This window comes from Ferdinandcohnia sp. Marseille-Q9671 (genome assembly GCF_976954385.1).
This window is the reverse complement of sequence record NZ_CDRJTA010000004.1, coordinates 1,171,265-1,198,166: the sequence shown is the minus strand read 5'-3', so window position 1 is coordinate 1,198,166 and position 26,902 is coordinate 1,171,265. Positions and strand designations below refer to the sequence as shown.

Genomic DNA, 26,902 nt, shown 5'->3' with positions numbered 1-26,902 from the left:
AAAACCTGACCCACAAGTCAGGTTTTTTTCGTTTTTAACACCGTATGTAACATCAGCATAAGGGATAGGTACACACCATATCCCAAAAATGAATAGATGTGTTTCCAGGATTCGACATGTACAAACAGACCAAATTCCTCCGACAATCTTTCTCCAACGGACATAATCGAGGAAAGCAGTAGGATAACACTTATTTTTTGCCAAAGTCTTAGTCTTTGACAAATATAGAGAAATACACAAAGCATCATTGGGAGCCCAAGTAGAGTGAAGCCTATATGAATCGTGAATATGTCAGATAAAGGTCTCATAGGAAAAGAATATACACCCTTGCCAACAAAGTATAAATCAAGATACGTACCAATTACTGTACCTACTAAAATAGTAACTAGATAACTAGAATCAATCCAAAATTGAGATTGCTTTTTTGGCAATTGCTGCGAGTTCGAGTTTTTCAAGTGTTTTACAGTATTCATGTAAAATCTCTCCATCCACATTTTCTTGATCATCTACTAAATAGGTAATTACTTGCCAATCCTTGTACCAATCTCCACCACCCAAACCGTGATGCTTCCTGTTTCTCCACGCAACCTCCAATCTTGGGCTGTATATTCTTGGTGAACCATTTGTTAATTTACATGATTTAATCCGCATCTTTAATAATGAACCAGGTAATCCTTCGTCAACATCATTAAAAATATGTGGCCAGTAATCCTTTCTTGAACCGGTATGTCTGACTGTATTTGCCCAAGTTTCCACTAATTTTAATCGTTTTTTATCACCAAATAATAGGGAATATAACCGTTTGCCTAAGTTAATGCGTTCACTCACACTAGTAAACTGGTGGAGTGTTTGACCCATTAAATGAACAGATCCTTGTTTGTAAGGAAATAAAATATGGCTCAAATCCAAAAAATCCTGCAACTTAAACTGTAATGTATCGAAGATTTCTTTTTTATAGGTAGGATTAGATATCACTCTTTCCTCGAGACAACTTTGCTCATTAATAATTTGGGCAATAGTTAATAAATAGGTGTCCTGCTTTTGCCAAAAATAATTCCACATGGTTTCCATAAAAATCGAGACGTGAAAGAAGGGAAGTAAGTAAAATAAATTTTGCTGATATAATTTACTTGCTTCATAGAGTAGAAACTGGGGAAATGCATCTTGAAAAATGAGCCAATTTCCTCGTTCCAAAAATGAAAAATAAGACTCCGCTTCTTGCTTGGTTAGAAGCCTTGAAAGCTGTCCACCTTTTAGATCGGTCATATTCCAGCCACCATTTCGTGAAACCATATGTCCAAGAAATGCCCAATGAATTTCGGGGTGAGCCTTATAATAATCGAGATATGCTTTTGTCCTCGTAACATTATTTCGATTAAGTCTAGTCGTCATTTCATTAATTTTCCAAATGAGATGACGTTCTTCGACGGTAAGCTGTACGATTGTTTTAGTCTTTTTTTTATTTTTCTTTAAGTCTTTCTTTATTTGTAAAAGAGATTCAGAGAGTGGTGGACTTTTCTTTTTAAAGAGTTTACACATATGAACGCCTCCTCAATGAATTCTCTCGTCTGATAATGAATAAGATTGACTATGTTACTATTTTCACGGGAGGAGAGGATATATGATGAATCACGTTTCTGAAGGAATACGGAAACTTATAGATACTGTAAGACGTGACCAGTCCCCGAATGGTGCTTGGGATTACCCCTTTGAAACGGGAATATCGACTGATTGTTATATGATTATCTTATTAAGAACTCTTGAAATAAATGAGGAAAAATTAATACAGCAATTAACAGAAAGAATCTTGAGCAGACAAGAAGAAAACGGAGCATGGAAGCTTTTTTATGGTGAAGGAGATGGAAACCTGACCGCTACAGTGGAGGCATACTATGCTCTTCTTTACTCTGGATACATTCCTAAACAGGATGTAAAAATGAGGCGCGCAAGGAATTTTATCATAAGAAATGGTGGAATAGAAGCTTCTCATATGTTTACAAAATTTATGCTTGCTTTGACTGGACAACTCAAGTGGCCATCTTTTTTTCCTCTGCCAATTGAACTCATTCTTGTACCTACTACCTTCCCCGTACATCTTTATAGTTTCTCAGAATTCGGAAGAGCAAATCTGATTCCGATAATGATCCTAGCTGATAAAAAATTCACTCGTAAAACATCGAATAGTCCAGATCTGTCTAGTTTGTTTACCAGCCGAAATGAAGATGATGTATTTCAATTTCGAAGATCTGATGAATGGCGTTCAATCTTTGCAACTATCAAACAGGCACTAAAAAGCATAATTGGATTCCCTTCACATCTACATCGGCTAGCAACTGAACAAGCCAAACACTATATGATTCGAAGGATTGAGCCGGATGGAACATTCCTGGGCTATTTTAGCTCGACATTTCTTATGATTTTTGCATTACTCTCACTCGGGTATTCGAAACGAGATCCTCTTATAGTGAATGCAATACACGGATTAAAAGGAATGGAAACAGATATTGATGGTCATCCACATATGCAATACACGACCGCATCCGTCTGGAATACTTCATTACTAGGTTATGCCCTGCAGGAGGCTGGAGTACCTATTACAGATTCAATGATTAAGAAGGCTAATCGCTATTTACTTACTCGTCAACATGTGATGTACGGGGATTGGGCAATTCAAAATCCAGGAGCAATACCTGGAGGATGGGGATTTGCCGATATCAATACAATCCATCCTGATGTAGACGATACAACTGCTTCCTTACGGTCTATCGCAAGGTTGGTTAAGAAAGAACCCATATACCGGCAATCCTGGGATAGAGGAATAGCGTGGCTCTTATCCATGCAAAACAGTGACGGAGGCTGGCCTGCATTTGAAAAAAATACGGATAGTAAGTTACTTCGCATTTTACCGATCGAAAAAGCAGAATACATTCTAACTGATCCATCGTCAGCAGATGTTACAGGAAGAACTCTTGAATTTTTAGGCAACTATACAAACCTTCCAAAAGAACATCCATCTATCCAATCTGCTTTAAAATGGCTTTTTAAAAACCAAGAAAACGACGGTTCTTGGTATGGTAGGTGGGGGATTTGTTATATCTATGGTACGTGGGGAGCAGTCACAGGCTTACGAGCAGTGGGGATTTTACCAAAACATCCTACTATCAAAAAAGCAGTAACATGGCTAGAAAACATCCAAAATGAGGATGGGGGATGGGGAGAATCTTCAAAGAGTGATAGCAAAAATAAATATATTCCGCTTGGAACAAGTACATTGACACATACGGCATGGGCAATCGATGCGCTTATTTCTGTGAGTGATACCCCAACAAAAGCGATTGATAATGGGGTGAAATTTTTGGTTTCTAATTTGGATCGTGAAGACTGGACGACACAATATCCGAAAGGGCAAGGAATGGCAGGTGACTTTTACATACATTACCATAGTTACCGCTATATTTTTCCAATGCTTGCGCTATCACATTACAAAAGAAAATACTCACAAGAAAAAAGCTAAAAGAACATCATGCTCTTTTAGCTTTTCTTTAATTTTGAAGGGTTGTTTATTTTATACTGAACAGGTTCCTCAATGATAAATTCTTCTTCCACATCTTTACCTTTTGCTAATTTCTTTTTGACAATCTTGCCATCAAACTCTAGGCTCTCACCAGGTTGCAGCTCTAATTTTTTCAAGGTTTTGGAATGAGAGCACCAGGCAAGTCCTATTTCAATCGGATTCTCATGCTGAATTACAACATTCTCAAGAATAACGACTTCATCATTGTCTTCGTTAAAATGGTTCCATGTTAACGCAAATTGTTTTACATTAGCAGTAAAGTGAACCTTATCTTCTGGCAATTCTATTTTTGGAGATTTTTCCTTTTTAGGCTTTTTCTCGGTATTCTCTGCTTGAACTTTTTTTACCTCTTGTTTACTTGCAGACTTTTCCTGTGGATCCTTACTTGTTGTTTCTTTTTTCTTTGTAGGTGTTGTTGTTGTATCTGAAACAGCACTTTTTCCGAAACTAGGCGATTGCATTTCTTTTAAATAGGCAGGGTGAATACAAGTTAGGTTGCCATCCTGGAATTCGAGAACAATAGTATGATGTTCTTGCGTTTGTCCGTACACTTCATATCCTTTAATTGTGACAAGCCGCTGTATTGTCCGTTCCTTGTACCAATATTCCTTTTTTACGGAGAGACCCCATTCTCTTATTTTTTCTTCATAGTGAGCTTCATCCACAAAGGTTTCGTACTCTCCTTTTGGTGGAAAATAGACTGTACTCTGAGAGTCTTCTATATGTGGCAATTGGTTCGCCATGTATGAACATCCTTTCATTTTTTACAAATTTATGTAAGTACTTTACAATAGATAAGACATATCATATTTCATATCATATCGATATTTCTTACATAATAAAAGGGGTTAGCCTGGAATCATACGAATAAAATATGTACTATTACCACATTTTACTAAAAAAGGAGAATCGCGATGACCACTACATATTCTTCACGAAACGAAGTACCGGAACAAGAGAAATGGAACCTCCAGGATTTGTATAGTGACATCAGTAAATGGGAAGAAGATTATCAGCTTATTGAAAAAATGGGTGAGGAGCTGAAAAAATTTGATGGCAACATCCATGACGGACACTCTTTATGTGAGTATTTAACACTAAGCGAAAAGCTTTCTTTTCATTTTAATAAGCTGTTTGCCTATGCCATGTTGAAGGTGGATGAGGACACAAGAGTTACAAATTCGCAGTCATACCTAGACCGCGCAAAGCAGCTTAGTGTAAAAGTTAGCTCAGCAAATTCCTTTTTCATGCCATTTTTATTAAGTCTAGAAGAAGAAACACTAAAAAAATATATAGAAGATGAGGACGGACTTCAGTATTTTGAAAAAGAACTGTTTGAATCCTTTCGCTATAAACCACATGTCCTTACTAAAGATCAGGAAGAAATCCTTTCCCAATTAGGAGAAGCACTTTCAGCACCAAGCAATACATATGGAATGATTAATAATGCAGATATTCGCTTTGGGAAAGTAACGAAAGACGACGGAGAAAAGGTTGAACTAACAAGGGGAATGTACGCGAAGCTAATAGAGGATGAGAATCGCGAGAAGCGGAGAGAGGCCTATAAAGCATATTATGAGCCATATGTTCACTTAAAAAATTCAATTGCTTCTACCTTGTCAGCAGCGATTAAGAACAATGTCACCCTTTCTAAGCTTCGCCATTATCCATCTGCTCTTGAAAAAGCATTGTTCGGAGACAACGTACCTAAAGAAGTCTATGTAAATTTAATTGACACAACGAAGAAAAATATCGATGCTATGCACAGATACACGAAACTCCGCAAGGAAAAACTTGGTCTTGATGAGTTACGACAGTATGATTTAAGTGTTCCACTCGTTAGTGGGGCAAAGAAGGCTATATCTTATGAGGAAGCTTTTGAAACCATGTGTCGTGCATTGGCTCCATTGGGTGAAGACTATATCAAAACGCTTCAAGATTTCAAAGAGGCTCGCTACTTTGATGTGAGGGAGACTCCTGGAAAGCGCTCAGGTGCCTATAATTTAGGAGTGTACGGTGTGCATCCATATATCCTCCTTAATCACCAGGATGACTTAGACAGTTTATTTACATTGGTGCATGAATGTGGTCATGGGGTGCATAGTAAGTTAAGCTCTGAGCACCAGCCACAAATTACGGCTAGATACAGCATATTTGTGGCGGAGGTAGCGTCAACTGTAAATGAAGTACTTTTGATCAATTACTTATTAAACAATGAAAAGGACGAACAGGTTAAAAAATACCTACTAAATCATTTTATTGATAAGTTTAAAGGGACATTCTTTACACAGGTTATGTTTGCTGAATTTGAAATGAAAACACATGAAATGGCCGAAAAGGGGATGCCTTTAAATGTGGAATCATTCAGTGAAGTATATGAAGGATTGTTTAGAGAATACCATGGCGGGGAATTAGTCTTTGATGAGGAAGTAAAATATGGCTGGTCACGAATCCCGCATTTTTATCGACCATTCTATGTTTACAAATATGCAACAGGCTTTGCTTCCGCCATTCATATTGCGACAAAGATTCTAGAAGGGGATCAACAGACACTAGAATCCTACCTGGAATTCTTAAAGAGTGGCAGTTCAGATTACCCGCTAGAATTATTGAAAAAAACCGGGGTTGACCTCACAGCACCATATCCAATTGAAAATTCATTAAAGAAATGCAATGAATTGATTGAAGAGTTTTCAAAGCTATCATAACAAAAGTGGAAGTGCCATTAATAGCGGAACATCTACTAATTACCGCCACGTCCTGTGGCGAACATCGATGTCAGCACATCCTCTGCAAGTCCGACAAGCATAAGACGATTTAGAATAGAAGGCGCTCTTTGCCTTCAATTCTAAATTGGCTTATGACCCAAGATGCTTAAAGCTAAGCTTTTCGCAAAGATACTCCTAGAAGCTTATTCAAGGTGAAAACTGGCTAGGCACTGGAACTGGATGTAAACACTCTTATCCATCATTCGAGATTGTATTAAATTTATGAAACTAACAAAACTGAGCCTTCATGCACTAGGAAGGCTTATTTCAATTCCTTCGGATAAACCATTTCTTCAGGTTTTACATATTGATCAAACTCTTTCTCAGTCAATATCCCTAACGCCAATGCTGCTTCCTTTAAGGTGGTGTTATGTTTATGTGCATACTTTGCGATTGTGGCTGCTTTTTCGTATCCAACATATGGATTTAAAGCTGTCACAAGCATTAAAGAATCCTTCAAATAGTTCAGAATCACCGCTTCATTTGCTTGAATACCTGCTACACAATTTTTGTTGAAGGATTCCATCGCATCCGCTAACAATCGGACAGATTGCAAGAAATTATAGATAATCACTGGTTTGAACACATTTAGCTCAAAATTCCCTTGGCTTGCAGCAATTCCGATCGTTGCATCATTCCCCATGACTTGTACTGCCACCATCGTCAAAGCCTCACTCTGTGTAGGATTCACTTTTCCCGGCATAATCGAACTTCCTGGTTCATTTTCTGGGATAGTAATCTCGCCGATTCCACAGCGCGGGCCACTTGCAAGCCATCTTACATCATTCGCAATTTTCATGAGATCAGCAGCAAGGGCCTTCAAAGCTCCATGTACAAACACTATTTCATCATGACTTGTGAGCGCATGAAATTTATTTTCTGATGAAGTAAACGGGAGTTTTGTATATTGAGCTATCTCCTTAGACACATATTCACCAAACTTCGGATGGGCGTTAATACCTGTACCAACGGCTGTACCGCCAATGGCAAGGGCCAGCATCTTTTTTGAGGACTCTTGAATCATTTCCTTAGAACGTCTTACCATATGGACCCATCCACTGATTTCCTGACCCAGCGTTAACGGTGTTGCATCCTGAAGATGCGTTCTCCCGATTTTTACAATGCCAGCGAACTCCTTTTCCTTTGCTTCTAATGTTGCTTGTAATCGACCAAGAGCAGGGAGGAGGAGCTTTTCAATCGCTTTTACCCCAGCAATATGCATAGCAGTGGGAAAGGTGTCATTTGAACTTTGACTCATATTGACATCATCATTCGGATGAATGTTCTCATCTATGCTATTTTTCCTTAGCCACTGATTCGCGAGATTTGCTATGACCTCATTCACATTCATATTACTTTGAGTCCCGCTGCCTGTTTGCCAGACAACAAGCGGGAAATGCTCATCAAACTTTCCTGATAAAATTTCATCACATGCAAGGATTATAGATTTCGCTTTCTCTGGACGTAACGCACCTAATTTTTCATTGGTGATAGCCGCACTTCTTTTTAAAATTGCAAAAGCCTCGATTACCTCCAGTGGCATTTTCTCCGTACCGATTCGGAAATTTTCTCGGCTTCTTTGAGTCTGTGCTCCCCAATATTTATCGGCTGGTACCTTTATTTCACCCATCGTATCCTTTTCGATTCTGAAATCCATAATAGTCACCTCATCATTCCTTCTTTATATAAAATACCAACTACAACCTTAGATTATGAATCCACTTTGGAATCATTTCGAGAATAGATGGATTTCATTACCCTTGTCTATGAAAAAAATAGAGACTATAATGATACTTTGAATGAATTGGAGGTGGCTAACATGCAGAAAGAGGATCACTTTTTTAATCGTAAAAAAGAACAGCTTGGCGTTCAGCTAAATGATATACAGAAAAAAGCTGTTCTTCATACGAAGGGACCTCTACTCTTATTAGCGTCACCCGGATCGGGTAAAACGACAACAACTATTATGCGAATTGGCTATTTGATTGAAGAGAAGGGCGTACATCCTTCTCGAATAAAGGCCGTTACCTTTAGCCGTGCGTCAGCTACCGATATGAAAGAAAGATTTGCCCGCTTCTTTCCAGAACATCCTTCCGACACAGTGGATTTTTCAACGATTCATAGTTTGGCGTTCCAGGTTGTACGAGATTATTTCTATAAGCAAAATATTTCTTATCAACTGATAGAAGGTAACCAAGACGGCACCCCCGGGATGAACAAAAAGCTTCTACTGCGGAAAATATATAAATCTATTAATGGTGAGAATATTACGGAAGAGCAGCTAGAAGAGCTAACTACGTATATTAGTTTTATTAAAAACAAGCTACTTCCAAAGGCTAAATGGGGAAGTGTTGATTGCGATATTCCTAGCGTGGAAGGAATCTTTGAGGAATATGAAAAAATCAAGAATCAAAATCCTTACAGTCTCCTATTAGATTATGATGATATGCTTACTATCGCGAAAGATGCATTCACAAAGGATCAAACGATTCTACGAAAATACCAGAAAAGATATGAGTATATACTTACCGATGAAAGTCAGGATACCTCACTAGTTCAACACTCAATAATTGAGAAACTAGTAGAACCTCACAAAAACCTGTATGTTGTTGCAGATGATGACCAATCCATTTATTCATGGCGTGGAGCTGAGCCAACGTACTTGCTTGATTTTAAAAAAGTGTACCCAGAAGCCGTCATCCTGAAAATGGAGCAAAACTATCGTTCCTCAAAGGATATTGTAGACGTTGCAAATAAGTTCATCAAGAGAAACAAAGACCGATACGACAAAAACATGTTTACAGATAATCCAACTCATCAACAAATTGAAATAAAACAGTTTGAGGATTACGGTATTCAAGCAAAATATCTTGTTCACAATATAGCTCCCATAGAACATAAGAAGGATATCGCGATATTGTATCGTAATAATTCATCCTCCATTATGTTAATCAACGAACTAGACCGGAACAATATCCCTTTTTATAGCAAGGATTCCGATAATCGCTTTTTCTCACATTGGGTCGTTAAGGACATATTAAACTTTATGCGAATGACCTTCACAGATAAACGCTATGATATATTTGAACAAATTTATACGAAATGTGGCTTTTTCTTAACGAGAGAACAATTGTTCGATATTGCAAAAAAGAAGCCCACCGAATCTATTTTTGATAGACTTTTACAAAATAAAAGCTTGAAGGACTATCAAGTTAAGCAAATACAAGAATGCAAAAACACCTTTCTACAAATGAAGGGAACTGCACCGCGTCAGGCTATTAAAATGATTCGAAACCAAATTGGCTATGATAAAACGTTAAAGGAAATGAGTAAGAAGCTAGGGTTTAAAACAGACTATCTTTTCGGAGTACTACAAACACTTGAGGAAATTGCCGATACTCTCCAGACAATGGAAGAATTTGCAGAGAGACTAAAGCATCTAGAGAATCTATTAAAAGCTTCCAAATTTAATAAAAGCAAAGATGCCATTACACTTTCAACATTTCATAGCTCCAAAGGGCTTGAATTTAAAAAAGTATATATGATTGATCTCATTGAAGGACTCATTCCTTCTCACGACGAAATCAAGAAATATAAAGATGGCGATAATCGGCTAATGGAAGAAGCAGTCCGACTATTTTATGTAGGTATGACTCGTGCAGAGAAAGAACTTGAGCTACTGTCTTATAAAAGACAAAATGGGAAGGACGTCATTCAATCTCGTTTCGTCATGAATGTAAAGAACATCATTTCGCCACCTGTAAGAGTTCAGTCAGACGATGAGATGATAAGAAAAATCAATCAAAAAAAGCCAGTTATTCCATTTAATCCTCATGCAATGAAGAGGGAAGATGAAGTCAAAGTCGGAATCATTGTCAAGCATCGGGTATTTGGACATGGGAAAATTGTTGAGGTAACTGATGACCGAGTTGATATTCAATTTCAAAAAGAACGGAAAACCCTGCTACTGGAAACATGTTTGGAAATGGGGCTGTTGGAGCTGGCGGATGGGGTTCAAGCGAAATAACTGCATGAAGACCATAACTTTGGTAAATGACCATCATATAGGTTTTCATGGAGCTGATGAAGGACGTAACTCTTGAAATTTAGCATTATTATGGTCTTCATACGCTCTATGAAGACCTTATCTTTTGAAAGTAACGAGCATTATGGTCTTCATACGCTCTATGAAGACCTTAACTTTTGTAAATAACTTGTATTATGTTCTTCATGTCAACGATGAAGAACGTAACATTTGAAATTGACATGCATTAGGGTCTTCATCCCTGTCATTTTGTTATTTTTTAAAAATAGTTTCATTTGTTCGTTTTATTTTTCTAATTCGTCTGTTTTCACTACATCTATTTGTTCACTATCAATTTTCACAGGCGTATCTTCAGACTTCGCTGCTTTCAACTGTTCCACTTCTTTTTCCAGCTTTTTAATATGTCTTTGTTGTTTATATTGACGAAGAATCCCAAACATCCCCACAATAAGGCCACCCAATAAGGCAGAACCCAAAATAATAAGGATTAGCGGGCTATCCGCATATCCAAATAAATAATTGACCCGGACAGGATCAACATTCACGACTGCAAATATCGCGACAATAAGTGCAAAGATAAGACCTAAAATTAAATTCCATTGAAATCTCAAAACATACAACTCCTTAAAAAATTTTCCCTATATTTTATCCTACCCAATTGTAGCATATATGTTCTACATGAAATTCAATTATTCGTAATTGAATTACCAACTATATATAATAAACGTATTGAGCCTAATGGAGTTGATTAGAATGAGCACTATTTTCCCTAAGTTGTATGACTTTTTCATGAAACCACTTGAAAAAGGTACATTTAGAACCATCCGACAAGAATTATTAGAGAATGCAGAGGGGAAAGTACTAGAATTAGGGTCAGGAACAGGCATAAACTTCTCACTTTATCGTGATGTTCATAGTGTTACAGCCATTGAACCCAATCCTTCCATGACTGAACGAGCTGTTCACAATCGATCAAAAGCAACAATCCCAATCGAAATTGTTCAATCGAATGCTGAAAAACTCCCGTTTGCAGATAATACATTTGATACAGTGGTAGCTACTCTTGTTTTCTGTACCATACCTAATGTTACTGAGGCAATACATGAAATGAAGAGAGTCTGTAAACCGAATGGAAAAATCGTAATGTTCGAGCATGTTAGAATGAGAAATGCTTTTTTAGCAAAATTGCAGAATGTGCTCACTCCAGTGTGGAAAAGGGTTTGTGATGGCTGCTGTTTAAACAGAGATACAGTTACAACCATTACACAAAGCGGATTCCTACTTGTTGAAAAGAAGGAATATTATAAGGGACTATTCGTATCAATGGTGATAAAAAACAGGAAAGAAGAGGACGTTACTTATGACAAATGAAATATACTTGAATGATTATAAATTGAAGATTACGGATTACAAGGAAGATCTCCATGAGGGAGTACTGCGTGTAACTGTTGATTTTAAAGTATCGAGCGAAGATTATCACGATGTAACAACGCTTTTATATAAAGGAAAGTTTGACTTAAAAGTGCCTGATAGGAACATTGAATGTAAAGTAAGTATCGAGCAATATTCAACTTCCATAACAAATCTATATGAAAAAGATCAAGTAGGAGATTTCACCTTATCACTTGTAGAAGTGAAAGAGTAGAAGGAGAGCTGGTAAGATGAAACTTAGTATTTTGGATCAGGCTCCCATTTCAGCTAATCAAACTCCACGGGAAGCATTGATAGAGTCCATGAAGCTAGCAAAAGCGGGAGAACAATTGGGTTACACAAGATATTGGATTGCTGAGCATCACGACCTGCCTGGTCTTGCAAGTCCAGCACCTGAAGTGATGCTAGGTTTTATTGGTGCCAACACGAACTCCATTCGCTTAGGGTCCGGAGCTGTTTTGTTGCCACATTACAAACCATACAAGGTAGCTGAAATCTATAATATGCTTGCGACTTTATTTCCAAATCGTATCGATATTGGAATTGGTAGGGCACCAGGTGGCTCAGCAGAAGCAACCAACGCACTGTCAGATAACTTTCTGCAACAGGTTTATAAAATGCCAGAATTAATTGAGGATCTGCTTCATTTTTTACATAATGACTTTCCATCTGATCATGCGTTTTCGACTCTTAAAGCACCACCACTTCCTCCAACACCACCTGTTCCATGGTTGTTAGGAACAAGCAAAAAGAGTGCACTACTTGCTGCAGAAAAAGGAATGGCTTACACATTCGGTCTATTTATGAGTGATAACGACGGCGAAGACATTGTACAGCAATATATCCAAAACTTTACCCCACGTAAGGAAGGGGACAAACCACAGGTTATTGTCACGGTCTCAGCCATTTGTGCCGAAACTACAGAGCGTGCACAAGAAATTGCCTTAAGTTCGTATGCCTGGGGAAAACAAAGAGAAAAGGGAGAGGAGACTTTCGGAGTGCCATCTATCGCGGAGGCTAGACAATATCTAGAGAAGAATAACCTCCTTGAATCATTTGAAAACATGAAACAAAAGGTCATTATCGGTAACCCAAGTGAAGTAAAAGAGAGACTCGTAGCACTTCAACAAGCATACCAAGCCGACGAAATTATGATTGTCACAATCACTCACACACCTGAGGATAGGATTTCATCTTATGAGCTGATTGCGAAAGAGGTAGGTGATTAATCGTTCAACAAATCCTCCAAAAGAAAAATTGACAAATGGAAAATATTGAAATAAACTAAATTTTATAATAAAAGGCATTGAAGAGAAAAAGTAAAATGTACATGTTTTTCGACAGAGAGCTTCGGTAGCTGAAAAGAAGCAAAAACAGTCATTTGAACAATGGTCTCTGAGCTGCGTACTGAACATACGTTACGTATAAGTAGGATACGACGAGATTTGGCACTCGTTACAAATGTCACAGTATAAGAGTAGCATTAAATACTCCGTACTTGTTGAGGCAAATGGCATGAGCTATTTGTGAATAAAGGTGGTACCGCGTGGAATGTAAACCTCGCCCTTAACTTATTACAGTTATGGGCGAGGTTTTTTTGTCTTTCTATTTCATTTTAGGAGGTAAGTTTGATGAGTATTTTTATTGGTGGAGCATGGGCATACGCGAATGGTTCATTACATGTAGGTCATATTTCGAGTCTGTTACCTGGGGATATACTAGCTAGGTATTACCGTTTAAAGGGAGAAAGTGTTTTGTATGTATCAGGGAGTGATTGCAATGGAACACCAATTACCGTACGAGCAAAACAAGAAGGTGTTTCTCCAAGTGTGATTGCAGATCGGTATCATGAAGAATTTGAAGACTGTTTTTCAAGATTAGGATTTTCCTATGATATGTATACAAGAACGGACACCCAACATCACCATAAAATAGTCCAAGAGATTTTTCTAACATTACTTGAAAAGGGACTGATTTACAAAAAAGAAATGGAACAAACGTATTGTGAGCATTGTCAGCAGTTCTTACCTGACCGGTATGTTGAAGGAATTTGTCCAGTATGCAAAGAGCCTTCTCGTGGTGATCAGTGCGATAACTGCTCCACGATTGTAGAGCCGCTAGAACTACTCGAAAGAAAATGTAAAATTTGTGCACATGAACCCTCTACAAGATTAACTGAGCATTTTTATTTTGCATTAAGCCATTTCCAAACAATAATAGAAAACTATACCCAAGACGCAGAAAACAAGAAACGTTGGAGAGAAAATGCCATTACTCTTACGAAACGATATATAAACGAAGGGTTACAAGATAGGGCAGTATCTAGGGATTTGCCAATTGGAGTAAGTGTTCCAGTAGCTGGATATGAGGATAAGAAAATCTACGTTTGGATTGAGGCGGTGTCCGGGTATTACACAGCAAGTAAACTATGGGCCAAACATACAAATAACGATGACTCTATCTTTTGGAATTCTTGTGCTCGATCCTATTATGTTCACGGGAAAGACAATATCCCCTTTCATTCCATAATATGGGCTGGGATACTTGCAGGACTTGAAATAGATTCCTTACCGACGCATATTGTTTCAAACGAGTATTTAACTCTAGAAAAGAAAAAATTATCTACAAGTAAAAACTGGGCAGTATGGGTTCCAGATCTTTTAAAAAGGTACGATCCGGATTCTATTCGATATTTCTTAACGATTAATGCACCTGAGAACCGAGATGCCGATTTTTCTTGGAAGGAATTCATCTATAGTCATAATAGCGAATTATTGGGTGCTTATGGGAACTTTGTTAATCGCACGCTCAAATTTATTGAAAAGTCATTTGATGGTGCTATTCCTAAAGGTAACATAACTTCATCTGTACAAGATAAAATAAATCAGTTATACAAGGAAGTAGGGGATTGCATTGAAACGACTTCCTTCAAACAAGGCTTGGAGAAAATATTTGAAGTTGTTAGATTTTCAAACAAATATTTTGATGAACAAAGACCGTGGCAACAAATAAAGGAAGATACTACATCATGCAAGCAAACACTAGCAGATTGTGTCTATCTTATCGCAAATATATCTCATATTCTCACTCCATTTCTTCCTTTTTCAAGCAGAAAGGTCAAGGAAATGATCAACATAACAGAAACGAGCTGGCAAGCATTCTTCGTCCATTCGGAACATCTGTCAAACGTAGAACCATTGTTTGAACGAATAGACCCTGTAAGGATCGAAGAGGAGCTTCGAAGATTAATTTAAGGAGGAACGTATACTTGAATAGAAGTAAAAACAATGGTTTTGAATTCCTTGATCTACTTACCATCCGCGAAGAGGAAATACATTACTATGAACCCGTTGCTGGTTCTTTTGCAATCATTACGTGCTCTGGCAAGTATCTCCTATGCTTTAACACGTGGAGACAACAATGGGAAATACCTGCTGGAAAAAGGGAAGAAAATGAAACACCACGTGAATGTGCGATAATAGAATTATATGAAGAAACAGGGCAAGAGGTAGGACATATGGAATTTTTGGGTTTATTGAAGGTCAAAAACATTTCAAATAATGCTCTGAAATATAACCCAATTTACTTTGCCTCTATTGAGAGTTTACAACCCTTTCAAAAGAATCATGAAACATCTGATATAAAATTATGGGATGTAAAAGAAACTATTGGAACAATAGATGAAGTTGACTTTACATTACTTACAACGATATCTAAGAAGCCTGGGTTATATTGGTAAATATCAGACTGTAAGATATAATGTTAAGGTGGGGGTGGTTAAATGAAGGAGTCCAAGATTACGCAAGGTCTAGACAATCATGTTAAATCTGTATTTTCAATTCAAATGGCTATTACTATCATCACTCTAGTTTTATTCTTGTACCTAGCTTTTTCAGATAATATGATGGTGGCTCCATTCTTTTACCTATCACTTAGCCTTTGCTTTTTTGTAAGTGGTTATCGGTTATATAAGAAGAATAGAGTTGGTAGTCAAAAACGAGTCTTCTATTTTGCTGGAATTGTCATATCTATTATTGCCATCCAAGATTTCATGCAATAAGGTTCCCCAAATATATACTTACTAAAAAAACAAGGCTTAGAGATAATATTCTCTAAGCCTTGTATAATTAGTTTGTGTGAACCGAGTACATTACCCTATACATCCGTTGTTAAGGTCACCTTTTTCTTGGCCCGCAGGAATTTAACTATATTGATGACAATTGTTTTGACAACTGCATAGGTCGGGATAGCTAATATCATACCCAATACTCCTGCAAGGTTACCCGCTGCGAGTAAGAGAATAATAATTGTAGCTGGATGTGTATCAAGAGATTTTCCAAGAATGAGAGGGGAAAGTACATTCCCTTCGATTTGTTGAGCAACTAATATCACCACTACAACTAAAAATGCTTTCGTTGGTGAGTCGAATAGAGCGACTATCACTGCAGGTGCTCCACCAAGAATTGGTCCGACATATGGGATGATATTTGTGACAGCAACAATTAATGCCATCACAAGGGCAAACGGTAAATCAATTATTAAATAACCGATAAAGGCTAGCGTTCCGACAGCTAAAGCAACTGTCACCTGACCTTGGATATAAGAAGAAAGTGTTTCACCTGTCTCTTTTAAAATGGTAAGTGCTTCATCTCTGTATACCTTTGGGAAAAATCGAACAATTGCCCCTGGAAATTTATCTCCATCCTTGAACATATAAAATAACAAGAAGGGAACGGTAACAAGTATGATTGCAATACTTGTTATTACCCCAATGATTTGAGTAATACCACCAGTAATTCGGTTTGGAAGTGTATTCGCAAAGGCAATTAATTTTTCCTCAATTGTTTTTAGTAAATCCTGCTGTTCATCCTGAATCCATTTAAATTCCGAGGATTTAGAGAAATCCTCAAAAAAGTCCATCGCTTGATTCGCATAACCTGGGAGAGCATTTCCTAACGCTGTAAATTGAGCTGAAATAACAGGGACTAAATTTCCGATTGCTAGCACTATTAAACCAAAGAACACGACATAAATAATTAATATCCCAAGAACTTTTGGCACTTTCTTACGGTGTAAAAACCGAACGACAGGATTTAATAAGAAATACAGGAATCCTGTAATTAAAATTGGGAAAAAGACTGTAGAGAAAAACACGCCAATTGGTTTAAACAGAAATGTAATTTTCGTAGAAACAAAGATAATCGTTAAAATTAATAGGATTTGAATTAACCAATATTGTAATTTTTTTTTCGACAATGTGTGTACCTTCTTTTCTAATAATATACAAGAAGTATAACAATTCGGGAAAAAGAAAACAATTACTTCCTATAAAGGAAGTATCTTCATCATTTAGTTCATAGTTCCATATGTCTGGTTATACAAATCTGTAGTAAAATCCCCGGGTATTCCATCGAAAATGATCTCTCCATTTTTCAAAGAAATAATTCTAGTAGCAAACTGTTTTGCAAGCTCGACATCATGAAGATTCATCACAGATAAGAGATTATGACGTTGATGTAGTTCGTTTAATAAAGTAAAAATCCGATTGGCTGTTCCGGGATCTAAACTTGCGACTGGTTCGTCTCCTAAAAATACACGTGGCTTTTGTAGGAGTGCTCGAGCAATCCCAACTCGTTGTTTTTGTCCGCCGCTCAAGTGTTCGATCCTACGATTTTCAAACTCAGAAAGTCCTACAATCTCAAGGACCCGTCTAGCATGTTCCATTTCTTCTTTCGAGAACAAGCCAAGCAGATTCTTAATCGAACTTCGATATCCAAATATCCCTGTTAATGCGTTTTGTAAAACAGTTAAACGAGGGATTAGGTTAAAATGCTGAAATATCATCCCGATTTCTCTCCGAGTCTGCCGTTGCTGTTCAGTACTCTTTTTCGTGAATGCTTCTCCATTAAAAAACACATCGCCAGTTGTGGGTTGTTGCAGCCCATTCATACAACGAATAAGCGTTGACTTTCCTGCACCACTTTTACCTAATATACAGACAAATTCACCCTCAGTTAATTTGAGATTTACCGAGGTTAAAGCAGGTTTATTAGAATTAGAATAATAAACAGTAACATCCTTCATTTCGATCATCCCTGACAACCTCCATTAGATAACCCGATTACGAACATAGCTTCCAATTGAGTCCACAACAATCACAAGTATCATAATTAGTAAAACATCTAGCGATACAGAAGAGTATTGAAAGCTTTTAAAATCATTAAAGAGACGTTGGCCAATCCCTCCGCCACCAATAAAACCCAAAATAAGGGAGGTCCGAATCGCCACTTCAAATCGATAGAAGAATTGCGACAATACATTGGGCCAGATTTGTGGGAGGATGCTAAAAAGAGAGGCGAACCAATCCTTTGATCCTACCGCTTTCATTGCTTCCTGTGGACCAGGGTCAGCCGACTCGATTAGCTCAGACACTAATTTGCCAAGTACTCCCGTATTATGAAACATAATCGCCAAAACGGCAGGGAAGGGACCAAGTCCTAAAGCCGTTAATAATATCAACCCAAACACGATTTCTGGAATCGACCTCACAAAACTTAATATGAACCTAACGATGTTATAAATAATAGGGGAGGGTGACGTGTTTCGAGCAGCAAAAAAGCTAATCGGTAAAGCGATAATAAGTCCAAAAATACTTCCTATAAAAGCCATGGCAAGTGTTTCAGCACTATCCTCAAGCATTCGAGGTAGTGCTGAAACATCCATAGGAAACCATTGAGAAAGAAAATGAATCATATTCCGAAAATCACGAAACTTTGAAAGGTCAAATTCAGTTATTCTCATACTAAAATATACTGCGATACTTAATAGAACCACGGTTAGCAAAGTAGTTCGTTTAAACCACATGTTTATCAGCTCTATTCGTTTATTATTCCTTGTTTGACAGCAGCCTGACGTATGCTCTCATAATCTTCATCAGATGCTTTCGTAAAACCACTAGCTCCAAAAGCATTTAAGATTTCCTCGTCTTTTATGGCTAAAAAGGCGTCTTTCAGCTTATTGATTGTTTCTTCGTCTGTGTCTTTATGTACAGCCCATGGATATTGAAATAATTTCTCGGATTGCCAGATCTTTTTAAATAAAGAGCCATCTATTTTTCCAGATTCAACTAACTGGTTGTATATAGCACTATCGATTGCTCCTGCTCCAACTTGTTGATTTTGAACGGCTAACGCTGTAGCATCATGAGAGCCTGTGAATCGGACAGATTTAAATTGGTGTTCATCCTCTGATGTATAAACTCCTTGATCCTGTAATTCGATAGAAGGGATGAGAGAGCCAGACGTCGAATTAATATCACCAAATGCGAAATCAATATCTTTTGAATTTGCTACTACATCTTCAATCGAATTCAACGGACTATCTTTATGAGTGATAATGTAAGAGTGATAAAAGGGTTCACCATCTATCAATTGAGTAATAATTGCTTTTGCTCCACTTTTTTCATGAGCTACCACATACGTTAATGGACCAAAATAAGCCATATCAATTTTGTCGTAATTCATTGCTTCTACAACACCGTTATAGTCCGGGTATACCTCTACTGAAACATCTTTATTCAATTCTTCCGTTAAAACCGTTTGAAGTTTATCCATCGCGATTTCCATTTCTCCGACTGTCTGAACAGGAATAACACCTATCGTAAAAGCTTCTTTTTTGTCTTGTTCCTTATCTTCACCGGTCTCTGTACCACAGGCAGCAAGTAAGAGAGTAAGGAACAAACTAATACACATAACTATTTTCTTTTTCATTTGAGCACCTCGTTATTTTTCTCTAGCTGTTATTACAATCTAAAAAGGACTCAGTAAAGAGTCCTTAGATAACCTTAATATAACCCGGAGAGTCTTTTGTTACTTCCCCAATCATGCTCGCAATTACATTTTTTCCCTGTAACTCCTGTAGCATTTTTTCTGCATCCGCCTCAGGAACTGAAATCAGAAGCCCGCCTGACGTGATTGCATCACACAGGATGAGTTGATCTACTTCATCAAGTGTGGAATTATATTCAACACGTTCAGCTAGCCAAGTATGATTTTTCTTGGTTCCACCAGGAATTACCTTTTGTTCAGCGAGTTCTTTTGTTTTGGGTAGGATAGGAACATTCTCAAAATGGATGGTCATTCCTACATCGCTTCCTTCAGCCATTTCCATGGCATGTCCAAGAAGTCCAAAACCAGTTACATCTGTACAGGCATTTACATGGTAGTTTTCCATGACTTCAGCCGCGTCTTTATTTAACGTTGCCATTACTTCTGTAACCTTGTGAATATCAGCTTCATCTAGAAGATCTCTCTTGATTCCTGTTGTTAATATCCCAACACCAATTGGCTTTGTTAAAATCAAACGGTCACCAGGCTTAGCACCTGCATTTGCTCTAATTTTGTTTGGGTGAACAGTACCTGTTACGGATAACCCGAACTTTGGCTCCTTATCATCAATGGAGTGTCCTCCGACTAAAGAAGCACCTGATTCTCTTACTTTTTCCGCAGCGCCAGCCAAGATATCAGCTAAAATACTTTTATCCAATGTGTTAATCGGGAAGGCGACGATGTTCATGACAGTAATCGGTTTTCCTCCCATTGCATACACATCGCTTAATGCATTCGCTGCAGCAATTTGACCAAACATATATGGATCATCCACAATAGGGGTGAAAAAGTCTAACGTCTGCACAAGTGCGAGTTCATCATTAATTTTATATACACCCGCATCGTCAGGTGTATCAAGTCCTACTAATAAATTAGGATTTGGTGTTGCTTTTGGTAAATGACGCAGAACCTGCGTAAGGTCCTCAGGACCGATTTTGCATCCTCAGCCAGCTTTTGTAGAAAGGGAGGTCAATTTAATAATTTCTTCCTTCTTTGACATCAATCTTCACTCCTTCCACATTTATATTCTTTTACATTTTCACTTTATTTTTTTGGCGGGACTGTGTGGGAATCGAACCCACCGAAGACGACACGCGCCTCCCTCAGGGTTTTGAAGACCCAGGGGGACACCAGCACCCCAGCCAGCCCCAAGACATCTTTCATTATATACAGGAAATTCTTGATTAGGCAAATAGAAAGAGTTAAATACCTTCTACTTGAATTTCCCCTGTAGTACCTAGTAAAGTAAAAGATAGAAAATACGGACTAATTGAGAGGAGGGGAGTCAATGGTTGATGCATTCTATACAATTGGAATGGCGGGACATATTGATCACGGTAAAACAACACTTACAAAAGCATTAACAGGTGTTGATACCGATCGATTAAAAGAAGAAAAGGAACGACAGATATCCATTGAACCGGGTTATGCACCTCTCCAATTAGAGGGTGGAACTCACGTGTCCATAGTAGATGTACCAGGTCATGAACGATTTATCAGGCAAATGATTGCGGGAGTAGCCGGGATTGATCTTGTTCTCCTTGTAATAGCTGCAGACGAAGGGGTTATGCCGCAAACAAAAGAGCATCTGCAAATCCTAACATTCCTAGGAATTAAAAAATGTTTGGTTGTCCTAACAAAAATTTCGAAAGTGGAAGAAGAGTTACTAGAACTTGCTTCAGAAGAGATTAAAGACATACTATCTGAAACAAATTTTAAGGATGCCCCCATTTTCTCCGTCGATAGTGTAACCGAAAAAGGTATTCCCGAACTAAAACAGGCTATCCAAAAGGAAGTTGCACAGCTTGAACAGAAGGAGAGAAGAGGTTCGTTTCGTCTACCTATTGACCAAGCATTTACCGTACAGGGCCATGGAACTGTCGTACGAGGTACTGTTTTTGAAGGTGAAGTGACGACTGACACACCGTTAACGTTATTACCAGCAGGGAAAAAGATTAAAGTACGCCAAATTCAAGTACATAATCAAGAAACAACAAAAGCAATAGCTGGGCAACGTGCAGCCATTAATATAACTGGTGCAATAAAAGAGGAAATTCAGCGTGGTGATGTATTAGTAGATTCTGATACATATCAAGTTACGAGGACAATTGATATTGCACTTAAGTTGGTTCCGTCCCTTTCCATTCCGCTTAAACAACGAGCACCTGTTACGTTTCATGTTGGAACCTCTGAAACATTTGGAAGAATTGTATTTTTTGATCGTAATGATGTACAGGATTCTTCTGAAGAATTACTTTGTCAGGTACGACTTGATAACGAGATTGTGGTTCGCCGTGGCGACCGGTTTATTTTACGACGACCAACACCTGTTGAGACTCTAGGTGGCGGATGGATTATTCAACCTCAGGCAGGAAAATACCGGTTCGGTGAAGAAACTATTACTAAGCTTAAAAAACAAATGGAGAGTTCACCTGATGAAATAATACATGATCTTTTCCGTACACATAAACTACTCTCAAAGGAACAGTTACTCAAGCTTTCCTCCCTACAAGAGGATGAACTTACTCCTATTCTAACAACTGGAATAGAAGCAGGTGAGTACATAGAAATTAACAAGAACAGCTATAGTTCATTATATAGTGTGCTAGATCTCCAGCAAACTATAGTAGACAAGCTGGAAGAGTATCACAACGAATACAGCTTACGAATAGGTATGAGTAAAGCGGAGCTACTTCAGGTACTTGGGAAACAAAGTCCGAAAGACTTAATTGAATATAGTCTAGCGGATCTTATCCTTCATAAAAAAATAAAAAAAGAAAATCAATATGTATCAATGGCTACTTTTCAGCCTAAAGTAACGAATAAAGCTATGAAAGCAGTTATTCATGATCTTGAAAACGACGGAATACAACCAAAAAAATGGGAAGATTATATAAAAGATGCGTCGATTTCAACTCATGATGCTAACGAGCTCAGAACGCACCTTATAAAATCGTCACAGGCAATGGTAGTAAACAACGAAATCCTTATTCACAAACATGCCTTTGATAAAGCGGTGCAACAATTAAAGAATCAAACTTCTGATCATTTTTCAATCACAGAAGCAAAAGAGATCCTATCTCTCTCCCGAAAATATCTCATCCCATTCCTTGAGCTACTTGATGAAAGAAAAATAACATCACGTGCAGATGGGAATCGGGTTTGGATAAATAAAGAACAAAAGTCCTAAAATAAAAAAGGTACTGGAGGTTATTTTTATGTACAAGGTGTCAATTGAATTCTGCATGCAATGAAACTATGCACCAAAAGCCGCAGGTCTTGCGGAATCATTACTAACCCACTTCAGGCAGAATATATCAAGCTTTGAACTTATTCCTGCTTCAGGTGGTGTGTTTGAGGTAACAGTAAATGGGGAACTCATTTTCTCAAAGAAAGAAATAGGAAGGTTTCCACTACCTGAAGAAATCATTACAAAAATGGAACAAGCATAGATGCCTTTGATAGGGCATCTTTTTTTCTGTTAATACTTTTTACGCCAAAGGGAATACTACTAGGAAAACTGTGTAAATAGGTGAAAAATATGAAAATCCTATGTATTGATGGGGGCGGAATTCGCGGGGTATATGCTGTTGCCATTTTACGTGCTATTGAAAAGGAATACAAGAAACCCATTTCAGAGATGTTTGACTTGATTGCAGGTACGAGTACGGGAGCCATCATTGCTGCTTCAGCCACTCTAAACCTACATATGGGAGATGTTCAAAAAAGCTATATAAAATATGGGAAGAAGATCTTCACAAAGCAAGCGAAAATTGGCTTTCTTAAAAGTGTATACAGTGATAAATACTTACGTAGCTATATTCAAGAAGCATTTGGGGAAGTCACACTTTCTGATATAAAAAAACCCTTGCTCATCCCGGCTGTCGATATAACTCACGGAAATCCTTTTGTGCACCGGACCAATTATGGAAATAGAGAACAAAACGATTTCTCTATAAAGCTATGGGATGCCGTTTTGTCGTCATGTTCAGCACCTGTTTATTTTCCACCTAATAATATCAATAACAACTATTTAGCAATAGACGGTGGACTATGGGCAAATAATCCATCCTTAGTTTGTATCACAGAAGCCCAGCATCATTTTAATAAAAAATTAACAGATATTCAGATTATGTCAATCGGAACTGGATTACAAAAAATTGACTTTATGATTGAAACAAGAAAAGAGTGGGGTGTTAATAAATGGCTACCTTTTCACCTTCCATCTATGAGAATGACACCAAAATTATTAGACCTTGCTCTTCATTTATCCTCTGAATCTGTTACGTATCATTGTCAGCACCTCCTTGGTGAACATTATTTTCGAATAAACGAAGACCTTGGTCAGGAGGTTCCGTTTGACGCACCGGAATATGTTGATTTTTTAGTAGGACTGGGAGAAAAATCATTTCAAAAACACAAAACAGAAATATCCGCATTTTTATCAAGAACATCTACATAATTGACACATAAAAAAATTTATGTTATTAAAAAAATGGGTGTTAGCACTTAGGTTTTCCGAGTGCTAACTAAAAAAACATAATAATAGATACCGTTTATATGGAAAGGGGAGCTTGCAGTGGCAAAGAAACAGTTTAAAGCAGAATCTAAACGCTTATTAGAGATGATGATTAACTCTATTTATTCACAGCGGGAAGTATTTCTACGAGAATTAATCTCAAACGCTAGCGATGCAATTGACAAGATCTATTACAAAGCATTAACAGACGACCGCTACCAATTCAACAAAGAGAGCTATTTTATTAAGGTGACACCTAACAAAGAGGCTCGAACTCTTACCATCTCTGATACTGGTATTGGTATGACAAAAGAAGAGCTGGAAGCAAATTTAGGAACAATTGCGAAAAGCGGTTCACTTGCGTTTAAAAATGAAACAGAAATTAAAGATGGACATGATATCATTGGCCAATTCGGCGTTGGCTTCTATGCAGCATTTATGGTTGCTGATGTTGTAACGGTTCGTAGTAAGGCGCTTGGAAGCGAGGAAGCATATCAATGGGAATCCAAAGGTGCAGATGGTTATACGATAAAAACAGTAGATAAGGAAACAGTAGGTACAGAAATCATACTAACAATCAAAGAGAATACGGAAGATGAATCGTATGATGAATTTTTAGAAGAGTACCGTTTAAAAGAAATCATTAAAAAATACTCAGATTTTATTCGTTATCCCATTAAAATGGATGTCACAACAAGCAAGTTAAAAGAAGGTAGCGAATCTGAATATGAACAGGTTACAGAAGAGCAAGTAATCAATAGTATGGTTCCAATTTGGAGAAAAAACAAAAGCGAACTAACCGATGAAGACTATGAAAATTTTTATAATGAAAAGCACTATGGGTTTGATAAACCTTTAAAACATATTCATATTAGTGTAGATGGTTCAATTCGCTACAATGCCATTCTATATATTCCCGAGAATATTCCATTTGACTATTATTCTAAGGAATATGAAAAAGGACTTGAACTGTACTCAAACGGTGTTCTTATTATGAATAAGTGCGCAGATTTACTACCTGATTATTTTAGCTTTGTAAAAGGGTTAGTAGACTCTGAAGACCTATCACTTAATATCTCACGTGAAATGCTTCAACAGGATCGACAATTAAAGCTTATCGCCAAGAACATCAATAAGAAAATTAAAAGCGAACTACAAAGTATGATGAAGAATGAGCGTGAAAAATACGAAACATTCTTTAGTAGCTTTGGCCGCCAATTAAAATTCGGTGTGTATAGTGATTTTGGAAGTAATAAAGATACGCTTCAAGACCTTCTACTCTTTTATTCTTCCAAGGAGAAGAAGCTTGTTTCATTAGATGAATATGTTTCAAGAATGCCAGAGGATCAAACCTATATTTATTATGCAACTGGTGAGTCTGTGGATCGTATTGACAAACTACCACAAACAGAATTAGTAGCGGATAAAGGCTACGAAATCCTGTATTTCACTGAGGATATCGACGAATTCGCGATAAAGATGCTACTGAATTATAAAGAAAAAGAATTTAGATCCGTATCAAGCAGTGATTTAGGATTTGAACCTAGTGAAGAGGACAAAGTAACCGAGGAAGAGAAAAACGAAAATAAAGACCTCTTTGACTATATGAAGAATGCGTTAGCGGGTAAGGTTACAGATGTACGAATCTCAAAACGATTAAAAACACACCCAGTTTGCCTTTCTTCCGACGGAGATATCTCAATCGAAATGGAAAAGGTGTTAAATGCGATGCCTGATAATCAAAACATCAAGGCAGATAAAGTCTTAGAGATCAATGTGCATCATGATGTATTCCAATCTCTAAAGAATGCGTTTGAAAATGATAAAGCAAAACTAGATTTATATACACATTTATTGTACAACCAAGCGCTTCTAATCGAAGGACTTCCACTACAGGATCCTGTTGATTTTACAAATGATATTTGCAAAATCATGGTTTGATTTGTAGGCACGATTTTTGATTATGGCCGATAGCTGGCTTTAGCCACACTTAAAATAGCAACAGCCAAGAGAATATGGCTGTTGCTTTTCGTATTCATTGATCGCTCAATATAATTTCTGCTTCACGTAATGCATCACATGCAGCATCCAACTTTTCAAGTGAGTCCGCTTCAATTGTGTGCAAGTGGACACCATTCGTCAGTTGGGATAGGAGGGAGGCCTTTGTTTCATTTACTTTTTCGATAAATCGTTTTACCTCAAGACGATTGCTTATTAAAAGTGAGCCTGATAAATCCCCATAAACTGGATGCTCAACAATGACGTCTCTTACAGTTACGCCATTATCCACTAATATATTTAGTTCCTCAGCAGTTTGCTCTTGGGTGTGCTTACATACAATTAAGCGTGAGTACTTATCTTTCTTTGTTTGATCTTGCAGATAAATATATCCTTGACTGGTGGCAACAATCGGCTCATTTCTGGCTTTTAATAAAGATATATCCTGTACAATCACTTGGCGACTTACATTTGCCCGCTTTGAAAGTTCCTCGCCAATTATTGGGGTGGGGCTTTCTTTTAACCATGTAATGATCGTTTCTCTTCGTTTTTCTCCTAGTAGTTTTTTATCTACATTCACTTCTACCACTCCTAAATATACATATCAAATGCGCCTTGACGTATTTGCGCCCGATTTTTTTTCGAACTTGCTCGAAAAACTTCTTTGAAAAATCGAGGCAT

At 37.6% G+C, this 26,902-nt stretch carries 24 protein-coding genes, 1 tRNA gene and 1 other annotated feature; of the genes, 13 read left to right on the top strand and 12 right to left on the bottom strand.

The window, feature by feature from the left end; genetic code table 11:
• Positions 1 to 17: 17 nt before the first annotated feature.
• A complete protein-coding gene (locus ACWNMY_RS21100; RefSeq protein ID WP_449540215.1) occupies positions 18 to 473 on the bottom strand; it encodes a CBO0543 family protein in 456 nt (151 codons plus the stop codon).
• Complete coding sequence (locus ACWNMY_RS21095; RefSeq protein ID WP_449540214.1) at positions 400 to 1,539, bottom strand: DUF2515 domain-containing protein; 1,140 nt, start codon at positions 1,537 to 1,539, stop codon at positions 400 to 402. The genes ACWNMY_RS21100 and ACWNMY_RS21095 overlap by 74 nt, the downstream gene beginning before the upstream one ends.
• 85 nt (positions 1,540 to 1,624) lie before the next feature.
• On the opposite strand from ACWNMY_RS21095, the gene shc reads away from it, so the two are divergent.
• A complete protein-coding gene (gene shc / locus ACWNMY_RS21090; RefSeq protein ID WP_449540502.1) occupies positions 1,625 to 3,514 on the top strand; it encodes a squalene--hopene cyclase in 1,890 nt (629 codons plus the stop codon).
• Between the two features lie 17 nt (positions 3,515 to 3,531).
• On the opposite strand, the gene ACWNMY_RS21085 is transcribed toward shc, so the two are convergent.
• Positions 3,532 to 4,317 carry a hypothetical protein gene (locus tag ACWNMY_RS21085; protein WP_449540213.1) on the bottom strand — a complete coding sequence of 262 codons (786 nt, stop codon included), beginning with the start codon at positions 4,315 to 4,317 and terminating at the stop codon, positions 3,532 to 3,534.
• 171 nt (positions 4,318 to 4,488) lie between these two features.
• On the opposite strand from ACWNMY_RS21085, the gene pepF reads away from it, so the two are divergent.
• On the top strand, positions 4,489 to 6,282 hold the full coding sequence (gene pepF / locus ACWNMY_RS21080; protein ID WP_449540212.1) for an oligoendopeptidase F: 1,794 nt from the start codon (positions 4,489 to 4,491) through the stop codon (positions 6,280 to 6,282).
• A gap of 322 nt (positions 6,283 to 6,604) precedes the next feature.
• On the opposite strand, the gene fumC is transcribed toward pepF, so the two are convergent.
• A complete protein-coding gene (fumC, locus tag ACWNMY_RS21075) occupies positions 6,605 to 7,999 on the bottom strand; it encodes a class II fumarate hydratase (RefSeq protein ID WP_449540211.1) in 1,395 nt (464 codons plus the stop codon).
• 162 nt (positions 8,000 to 8,161) lie between these two features.
• Here fumC and ACWNMY_RS21070 point away from each other — a divergent pair, with 162 nt between their 5' ends.
• Complete coding sequence (locus tag ACWNMY_RS21070) at positions 8,162 to 10,369, top strand: ATP-dependent helicase (RefSeq protein WP_449540210.1); 2,208 nt, start codon at positions 8,162 to 8,164, stop codon at positions 10,367 to 10,369.
• A 302-nt stretch (positions 10,370 to 10,671) separates the two neighbouring features.
• Here the strand turns inward: ACWNMY_RS21070 and ACWNMY_RS21065 are convergent, their stop codons facing one another.
• Positions 10,672 to 10,998 carry a LapA family protein gene (locus tag ACWNMY_RS21065; protein ID WP_449540209.1) on the bottom strand — a complete coding sequence of 109 codons (327 nt, stop codon included), beginning with the start codon at positions 10,996 to 10,998 and terminating at the stop codon, positions 10,672 to 10,674.
• A gap of 142 nt (positions 10,999 to 11,140) precedes the next feature.
• Here ACWNMY_RS21065 and ACWNMY_RS21060 point away from each other — a divergent pair, with 142 nt between their 5' ends.
• From ACWNMY_RS21060 to ACWNMY_RS21035, 6 genes are all read left to right on the top strand, one after another.
• Positions 11,141 to 11,758, top strand: coding sequence for a class I SAM-dependent methyltransferase (locus tag ACWNMY_RS21060; protein WP_449540208.1), 618 nt, complete (start codon positions 11,141 to 11,143; stop codon positions 11,756 to 11,758).
• A complete protein-coding gene (locus tag ACWNMY_RS21055) occupies positions 11,748 to 12,032 on the top strand; it encodes a DUF3219 family protein (RefSeq protein WP_449540207.1) in 285 nt (94 codons plus the stop codon). The genes ACWNMY_RS21060 and ACWNMY_RS21055 overlap by 11 nt, the downstream gene beginning before the upstream one ends.
• 16 nt (positions 12,033 to 12,048) lie before the next feature.
• On the top strand, positions 12,049 to 13,047 hold the full coding sequence (locus tag ACWNMY_RS21050; protein ID WP_449540206.1) for an LLM class flavin-dependent oxidoreductase: 999 nt from the start codon (positions 12,049 to 12,051) through the stop codon (positions 13,045 to 13,047).
• A 68-nt stretch (positions 13,048 to 13,115) separates the two neighbouring features.
• Positions 13,116 to 13,389, top strand: a binding site (T-box leader).
• Positions 13,390 to 13,449: 60 nt separating this feature from the next.
• A complete protein-coding gene (gene metG, locus ACWNMY_RS21045) occupies positions 13,450 to 15,072 on the top strand; it encodes a methionine--tRNA ligase (RefSeq protein WP_449540205.1) in 1,623 nt (540 codons plus the stop codon).
• A gap of 14 nt (positions 15,073 to 15,086) precedes the next feature.
• Positions 15,087 to 15,557, top strand: coding sequence for an NUDIX domain-containing protein (locus tag ACWNMY_RS21040; RefSeq protein WP_449540204.1), 471 nt, complete (start codon positions 15,087 to 15,089; stop codon positions 15,555 to 15,557).
• Between the two features lie 42 nt (positions 15,558 to 15,599).
• Complete coding sequence (locus ACWNMY_RS21035) at positions 15,600 to 15,878, top strand: hypothetical protein (protein ID WP_449540203.1); 279 nt, start codon at positions 15,600 to 15,602, stop codon at positions 15,876 to 15,878.
• Between the two features lie 95 nt (positions 15,879 to 15,973).
• Here ACWNMY_RS21035 and ACWNMY_RS21030 read toward each other — a convergent pair whose 3' ends face one another.
• From ACWNMY_RS21030 to ACWNMY_RS21005, 6 genes are all read right to left on the bottom strand, one after another.
• Entirely contained in the window at positions 15,974 to 17,074 is a 1,101-nt protein-coding gene (locus ACWNMY_RS21030) for an AI-2E family transporter (protein ID WP_449540202.1), read from the bottom strand.
• Positions 17,075 to 17,167: 93 nt separating this feature from the next.
• Positions 17,168 to 17,911, bottom strand: coding sequence for a phosphonate ABC transporter ATP-binding protein (gene phnC, locus ACWNMY_RS21025; RefSeq protein ID WP_449540201.1), 744 nt, complete (start codon positions 17,909 to 17,911; stop codon positions 17,168 to 17,170).
• Positions 17,912 to 17,926: 15 nt separating this feature from the next.
• Entirely contained in the window at positions 17,927 to 18,682 is a 756-nt protein-coding gene (phnE, locus tag ACWNMY_RS21020) for a phosphonate ABC transporter, permease protein PhnE (RefSeq protein ID WP_449540200.1), read from the bottom strand.
• A gap of 11 nt (positions 18,683 to 18,693) precedes the next feature.
• Positions 18,694 to 19,587 (bottom strand): phosphate/phosphite/phosphonate ABC transporter substrate-binding protein, encoded by an 894-nt coding sequence (phnD, locus tag ACWNMY_RS21015; RefSeq protein WP_449540199.1) that lies wholly within the window; start codon positions 19,585 to 19,587, stop codon positions 18,694 to 18,696.
• Between the two features lie 64 nt (positions 19,588 to 19,651).
• Positions 19,652 to 20,704 (bottom strand): selenide, water dikinase SelD, encoded by a 1,053-nt coding sequence (selD, locus tag ACWNMY_RS21010; RefSeq protein WP_449540198.1) that lies wholly within the window; start codon positions 20,702 to 20,704, stop codon positions 19,652 to 19,654.
• 53 nt (positions 20,705 to 20,757) lie between these two features.
• Positions 20,758 to 20,854: transfer RNA gene (locus ACWNMY_RS21005), tRNA-Sec, on the bottom strand.
• 138 nt (positions 20,855 to 20,992) lie between these two features.
• On the opposite strand from ACWNMY_RS21005, the gene selB reads away from it, so the two are divergent.
• The 4 genes from selB (at position 20,993) to htpG (ending at position 26,164) form a co-directional block, all read left to right on the top strand.
• Complete coding sequence (selB, locus tag ACWNMY_RS21000; protein WP_449540197.1) at positions 20,993 to 22,894, top strand: selenocysteine-specific translation elongation factor; 1,902 nt, start codon at positions 20,993 to 20,995, stop codon at positions 22,892 to 22,894.
• 28 nt (positions 22,895 to 22,922) lie between these two features.
• The gene (locus ACWNMY_RS20995; RefSeq protein WP_449540196.1) at positions 22,923 to 23,156 is read left to right on the top strand and encodes a SelT/SelW/SelH family (seleno)protein; all 234 of its coding nucleotides are present in this window, start codon (positions 22,923 to 22,925) and stop codon (positions 23,154 to 23,156) included.
• A gap of 89 nt (positions 23,157 to 23,245) precedes the next feature.
• A complete protein-coding gene (locus ACWNMY_RS20990; protein ID WP_449540195.1) occupies positions 23,246 to 24,166 on the top strand; it encodes a CBASS cGAMP-activated phospholipase in 921 nt (306 codons plus the stop codon).
• Positions 24,167 to 24,283: 117 nt separating this feature from the next.
• Positions 24,284 to 26,164 (top strand): molecular chaperone HtpG, encoded by a 1,881-nt coding sequence (htpG, locus tag ACWNMY_RS20985; RefSeq protein ID WP_449540194.1) that lies wholly within the window; start codon positions 24,284 to 24,286, stop codon positions 26,162 to 26,164.
• A 94-nt stretch (positions 26,165 to 26,258) separates the two neighbouring features.
• Here htpG and ACWNMY_RS20980 read toward each other — a convergent pair whose 3' ends face one another.
• Complete coding sequence (locus ACWNMY_RS20980) at positions 26,259 to 26,801, bottom strand: 3H domain-containing protein (RefSeq protein ID WP_449540193.1); 543 nt, start codon at positions 26,799 to 26,801, stop codon at positions 26,259 to 26,261.
• Positions 26,802 to 26,902: the final 101 nt, after the last annotated feature.